This is a genomic window from Microbacterium xerophyticum (assembly GCF_053543555.1).
Map to the genome: position 1 here is coordinate 227,354 of NZ_JBLVOB010000009.1, position 6,313 is coordinate 233,666.

A 6,313-nucleotide genomic window follows, 5' to 3' on the forward strand; every position below is an offset into this window, starting at 1 on the left:
CCCCCCCCGTCGCTGGGAGTCGCGGCGGAGGACCGCGTCGTCGCGCTGAGCGTGAGCGCCGACCCGCACGCCGTGTCCGTGGCTCTTGTCGGCCTCGGCGGGGCCGTGCACTCCCGAGTGCGCCACGACCTCGCCAAACCTCCGAACCCGAGGCGATTCGCCCAGCTGACCTCATCTCTTGTCGACGGCATGCGTGCGGACATCGATCGCCATTACCGCCTCGTCGGCGCCGGCGTCGCCGTTCCAGGGCTCGTGGACAGCGGCGGGACGGTGCTGCTGTCTCCTTCGCTCGGCTGGCGGCGGGAGAACCTCGCGCACCGGCTCGCGGATGCGATCGGCATGGAGGTGACGGTCGGCAACGACACGAGCGTCGGTGCGATGGCCGAGACGCGCTTCGGCGTCGGACGAGACGTCGACAACGTCCTGTACCTGAGCGGATCCATGAACGGGATCGGCGGCGGGCTGGTCCTGGACGGCGCACTGGTGCGCGGCACATCGGGGTTCGCGGGGGAGTTCGGCCACACCGTGGTCAACACGTCGGGAGCGCTCTGCTCGTGCGGACGCCGCGGATGCCTCCAGGTCGAGGTGCACCCGGCGAAGGTGCTCGCGCTGCTGGGCAGGCGCGGACTCGACGAGGACGAGCTCGACATCGAACTCGGCCTCGTACGAGACCCGGTCACCCTCGCAGAGGTGGCGCGGCAGGTCGATGTGCTCTCGGTCGCGCTGACGAACTTCGTCAACGCGTTCGCACCGCAGATGGTCGTGCTGTCCGGTTATCTCGGTGTGCTGCTGGCGACGAGCAGAGAGCGTCTGTCAGCGGCCGTCCGACTGCACCCCGTGGGCGCCGAGGGTCGCACCGTGCGTCTCGAACGCGCGCACATGAGGTCGCACCTGATGCAGATCGCACCCGCCGAACTCGCATTCGAGTCGCTGCTGGTCGATCCGGTGGCCAGGGCACCACGGGTCTAGCCTTCGCCGGTCGTGCCCCTCGGCCCAGGGGCCATGACGTGCGCCGATCTGCGCGAGCAGACATAATGAAGTGACGATGTGATCGTGCACATGGGAGGAGGCCGCAATGATGTCCAGTGCCTCCGAGCGCGCACGACTGCCCAGTATCCGCGATGTCGCGCGGCTGGCGGGTGTCTCCCACCAGACGGTCTCCCGTGTGCTCAACGATCACCCCAGCATCCGTCCTGAGACCAAGAAACGCGTGCAGGATGCGATCGCGGTGCTCGACTACAAGCCGAACCTCGCCGCACGAGCGCTCGTCACGAGTCGTTCTCGTACGATCGGGATCCTCTCGGCCACGATCGGGGAGTTCGGACCTACCTCGTCGATCGCGAGCATCGAGGATGCCGCGCGCGTCGAGGGGTACTCGGTGACCACCGTGAATCTGCCGGCCACGACGCCGGAGGCGATCGGCGACGCGATCAGGCAGCTCGGGCGGGAGCAGGTGAGCGGGATCGTCGTGCTGGCGCCGCAGGTGCGTGTGTTCAACGTGCTGCGCGGCATGGCCGTCGGCGTGCCGTTCGTCAGCTTGCAGACCGCCTCAGGCTCCGACGGGTTCTCGCTCTCCGCCGCCCAGGTGGACGGGGCGCGCGCGGTCACCGAGCATCTGATATCGCTGGGGCACAGTGACATCGTGCATCTGGCCGGACCGCAGGACTGGATCGAGGCGGAGTCGCGAATGCGCGGGTACCTCGAGGCGCTGCGCGAAGCCGATCTGCCGACGTTCCCGCCGATCCGTGGTGATTGGACGGCCGATTTCGGCTACTTCGCCGGCACGGAACTCGCGCGCCGCCCTGACTTCACGGCGGTCTTCGCGGCGAACGATCTGATGGCGATCGGCCTCATGCACGGCTTCAGGGATGCCGGGATCGAGGTGCCGCGCCAGGTCAGCGTCGTCGGGTTCGACGACATCCCCGTCGCCGCGCACGTCTGGCCCCCGCTGACCACGGTGCACCAGGACTTCCCGTCGCTGGGGCAGCGCGCCGTGCACATCCTGCTGGCGCAGATCCGCGGTGAGGAAGTGCCGGAATTCGGCCCCGCCGTGCCGCAGCTGCGGCTGCGCTCCTCCAGCGCTTCGCGCTGACACCGTCGCGTCCGCGTCTCGATAGCGCAACGACAGAGGTCCCGTACTTGACACCGGAGATCAAGAGGCGCAATATTGTGTCTCATGTGAACGGTCACATTAAGAACGGCCGTCAAGTATCGAGGAAGATCCGTGAGCAGCACAGCAGCGATGCCAGCAGTGTCGGGGCCGATCTTGGAGATGCGCGGCATCACCAAGGAGTTCCCCGGAGTCAAAGCACTCTCCGACGTCTCGATCACCGTACGCGCGGGTGAGATCCATGCCATCTGCGGTGAGAACGGCGCCGGCAAGTCGACGTTGATGAAGGTGCTCTCCGGCGTCTACCCGTACGGCACCTACGACGGCGACATCCTGCTGTACGGCGAGGAGCAGCGCTTCAAGGACATCGTGGCCAGCGAGCAGGCCGGCATCGCGATCATCCACCAGGAGCTCGCGCTGATCCCCGAGCTGTCGATCACCGAGAACATCTTCCTCGGCAACGAGATCGCGAGCGGCGGCGTCATCGACTGGAGCGCGGCCAAGACGCGTGCCACCGAACTGCTCGCCCGCGTCGGCCTCAACGAGGACCCGGACATCGCGATCAAGCATCTCGGCGTCGGCAAGCAGCAGCTCATCGAGATCGCCAAGGCACTCAACAAGGACGTGCGCCTGCTCATCCTCGACGAGCCGACGGCGGCGCTGAACGAGAACGACTCGCAGCACCTGCTCGATCTGATCCTGGGCCTCAAGGCCAAGGGGATCGCGTCGATCATGATCAGCCACAAGCTCAACGAGATCGAGCAGATCGCCGATGAGATCACCATCATCCGCGACGGTCGCACCGTCGAGACCCTCGACATCACCAAGGGCGAGATCAACGAGGACCGCATCATCCGCGGCATGGTGGGGCGCTCCCTGGAGAGCCGTTATCCCGACCGCACCCCCGAGATCGGCGAGGTCTTCTTCGAGGTCAAGGACTGGTGGGTGCAGCATCCGACGGTCTCGGAGCGCATGGTCGTCAAGGGCTCAGGGCTCACCGTCCGCCGTGGCGAGGTCGTCGGCATCGCCGGCCTCATGGGAGCCGGACGCACCGAGTTCGCCCGCAGCATCTTCGGCCGCTCGTACGGCAACTTCCTCGGCGGCCAGATGTTCAAGGACGGTGAGGAGATCGAGCTCCGCGACGTCTCCAGCGCGATCCGTCACGGCCTCGCGTACGTCAGCGAGGATCGCAAGACGCTGGGGCTGAACCTGCTCGACACGATCAAGCGCGCGATCGTGTCGGCGAAGCTCTCGAAGATCTCGACCAGGGGAGTGGTCGACGACCGCGAGGAGTTCTCTGTCGCCGAGCGGTACCGCAAGGCGCTGCGCATCAAGACGCCGACCGTGGAAGAGGGCGTCAACAAGCTCTCCGGCGGGAACCAGCAGAAGGTCGTGCTCGCCAAGTGGATGTTCACGGACCCCGATCTGCTGATCCTCGACGAGCCGACCCGCGGCATCGACGTCGGCGCCAAGTACGAGATCTACTCGATCATCAACGAGCTCGCGGCTTCGGGTAAGGGCGTCATCGTCATCTCCAGCGAGCTGCCCGAGCTGATGGGCATCTCCGACCGCATCTACACGATCTTCGAGGGGCGCGTCACCGACTGCATCCCCGCTGACCAGGCAACTCCGGAGGCGCTCATGCGCAGCATGACCTCCACGAATCAGAAAGCGAACGCATGAGCACCAGCACGACCCCCGAGGTCAAGAATCAGGGATTCCACTTCCGCGACATCCGCAAGATGTTCGGCGGCGCGCAGTCCTCGATGCGTCAGTTCGGCATCTTCGGCAGCCTGATCGTCATCGTCCTGCTGTTCGAGATCCTGACACTCGTGCGCAACGGCCCCAACGGTGCGACGCTCACGCCGGGCAACCTGATCAACGTCATCAACCAGTACTCCTTCATCCTGATCCTCGCGATCGGGATGGTGATGGTGATCATCATGGGTCACATCGACCTCTCGGTCGGCTCGGTCGCGGCGTTCGTCGGCATCATCGTCGCGAAATCCATGGCGGAATGGAACCTCCCGTGGCCGCTCGCGATCGTGCTCGGCCTCGTCGTCGGAGCGCTGGTGGGCGCCTGGCAGGGGTTCTGGGTCGCATACGTAGGGGTGCCGGCGTTCATCGTGACGCTGGCCGGCATGCTGTTCTTCCGCGGCGCCAACCAGTGGATCGGCAACTCGCAGTCGATCCCGGTGCCCAAGGAGTTCGTGTACATCGGCGCCGGTTACCTGCCGGAGGTCGCCCTTCCGCTCCCGTTCAACGTTCCGACCATGGCCCTCGCCCTTCTCGCGGTGGCGTGGCTGGTCTTCTGGGAGATCCGCACTCGCCGGGTCCAGCGCAAGATGGGCTCCGACATGGCGCCACTGTGGGTGAGCGTGACCAAGGTCGTGCTGCTGTCCGTGGTCGTGCTCGCCGCCGGTTGGATGTTCGCCACCGGTCGTCCAGGCACGAGCTTCCCGGTGTCCGGGCTGATCCTGCTCGCACTCGTCATCATCTACTCGTTCATCACCCGCAACACGGTCTTCGGCCGGCACATCTACGCCGTCGGCGGCAACCGCCAGGCGGCGGGTCTCTCCGGCGTGAAGGACCGCTGGGTCGACTTCTTCGTCATGATGAACATGTCCGTGCTCGCTGCCCTCGCCGGCATGATCTTCGTCGCACGTTCGCAGGCCTCCGGCCCCGGTGACGGCAACGGGTGGGAGCTCGACGCGATCGCGAGCGTGTTCATCGGCGGCGCCGCCGTCGCCGGTGGTATCGGCACCGTGATCGGCTCGATCATCGGTGGTCTCGTGATGGCGTTCCTCAACAACGGCCTTCAGCTGCTCGGTCAGGGTGCCGACGTCGTCTCGATGATCAAGGGCCTCGTGCTCCTGGTCGCGGTCGGCGTGGACGTCTGGAACAAGCAGCAGGGGCGGCCGTCGCTGATCGGGTTCATGATGCGCAAGCGCAATCGACCCGATGCCCCCAACCTCACCGACTATCCCAAGTCCAAGTAATCCACACCAAGAAACAGAAAGAGATCGCATGAAGAGAATGGCATTTGCGGCCACAGCGATTGTCGCCGCGACAGCTCTCGCCCTCACCGGTTGCTCCGGCGAACGTGGCGGCGACACCGGAGGCGGCACCGACGAGGAAGTCACCGGATTCGAAGCAGGCTCGACGATCGGTGTCGCGCTGCCGGACAAGACCAGCGAGAACTGGGTTCTGGCCGGTCAGCTGTTCACCGACGGTCTGGAGGAAGCCGGCTACAAGGCCGACGTCCAGTACGCACCTGCGAGCAACACCGTCGCCGAGCAGCAGAACCAGATCCAGACCATGGTCACCAACGGTGCCAAGGTCATCATCATCGGCGCGAAGGACGGCAAGCAGCTGGCCACGCAGGTGCAGGCGGCCAAGGATGCCGGCGCCTACGTGATCGCGTACGACCGACTGATCGAGAACACCGACGCACTCGACTACTACGTCGCGTTCGACAACTTCAAGGTCGGCAACCTCCAGGGCCAGGCCCTGCTCGACGGGCTCGCCGAGCGCGCCGGTCACGAGGCGCCGTACAACATCGAGCTGTTCTCCGGCTCGCCGGACGACGCCAACTCGGCCGTCTTCTTCGACGGTGCGATGGAGGTTCTCCAGCCGGCGATCGACGACGGCACGCTGAACGTCGTCTCGGGTCAGACCGAGATCGCCCAGACGGCGACGGAGGGCTGGCTGGCCGAGAACGCGCAGAACCGCATGGACACGCTGCTGACCGGATCGTACGGCGGTGACGTCGTGCTCGACGGCGTGCTGTCGCCGAACGACACCCTGGCCCGCGCCATCCTCACGGCTGCGCAGCAGGCGGGCAAGGGCGTTCCGGTCGTCACCGGTCAGGACTCCGAGGTCGAGTCGGTGAAGTCGATCATGGAGGGCATCCAGTACTCCACGATCAACAAGGACACCGCGCTGCTCGTGGAGCAGGCCATCAAGATGGTCGGCCAGCTGCAGAAGGGCGAGGAGGCCGAGGTCAACGACACCGAGTCCTACGACAACGGCTCGAAGGTCGTCCCGTCGTACCTGCTCGACCCGGTCATCGTCACGAAGGAGAACGCGGCAGAGGCCTACGCCAACGTTCCGACCCTCCTGGAGATCGTGGAGTCGTACAAGTAACGACTCCCATTGGGGACGCGCGAGCCGTGCCGGACCCTGTCTCTTATACACATCTCC

The 6,313-nt window shown here is 65.8% G+C and carries 5 protein-coding genes; all 5 read left to right on the forward strand.

Going from position 1 to position 6,313, the window contains the following annotated elements:
- Positions 1–969 (forward strand): ROK family protein (locus ACNPNP_RS19010; RefSeq protein WP_448967600.1); only part of this gene is annotated, 969 nt, incomplete at its 5' end.
- Between the two features lie 109 nt (positions 970–1,078).
- Entirely contained in the window at positions 1,079–2,092 is a 1,014-nt protein-coding gene (locus ACNPNP_RS19015; protein ID WP_448967800.1) for a LacI family DNA-binding transcriptional regulator, read from the forward strand.
- A gap of 150 nt (positions 2,093–2,242) precedes the next feature.
- Complete coding sequence (mmsA, locus tag ACNPNP_RS19020; RefSeq protein WP_448967801.1) at positions 2,243–3,793, forward strand: multiple monosaccharide ABC transporter ATP-binding protein; 1,551 nt, start codon at positions 2,243–2,245, stop codon at positions 3,791–3,793.
- Complete coding sequence (mmsB, locus tag ACNPNP_RS19025; protein WP_448967601.1) at positions 3,790–5,109, forward strand: multiple monosaccharide ABC transporter permease; 1,320 nt, start codon at positions 3,790–3,792, stop codon at positions 5,107–5,109. The genes mmsA and mmsB overlap by 4 nt, the downstream gene beginning before the upstream one ends.
- 28 nt (positions 5,110–5,137) lie before the next feature.
- Complete coding sequence (locus ACNPNP_RS19030) at positions 5,138–6,256, forward strand: substrate-binding domain-containing protein (protein ID WP_448967602.1); 1,119 nt, start codon at positions 5,138–5,140, stop codon at positions 6,254–6,256.
- Positions 6,257–6,313: the final 57 nt, after the last annotated feature.

Bases quoted from the DNA above. Each gene is read 5' to 3' on its own strand.
- ACNPNP_RS19015 (WP_448967800.1), top strand. From the start codon at position 1,079: ATGTCCAGTGCCTCCGAGCGCGCACGACTGCCCAGTATCCGCGATGTC.
- mmsA (WP_448967801.1), top strand. From the start codon at position 2,243: ATGCCAGCAGTGTCGGGGCCGATCTTGGAGATGCGCGGCATCACCAAG.
- mmsB (WP_448967601.1), top strand. From the start codon at position 3,790: ATGAGCACCAGCACGACCCCCGAGGTCAAGAATCAGGGATTCCACTTC.
- ACNPNP_RS19030 (WP_448967602.1), top strand. From the start codon at position 5,138: ATGAAGAGAATGGCATTTGCGGCCACAGCGATTGTCGCCGCGACAGCT.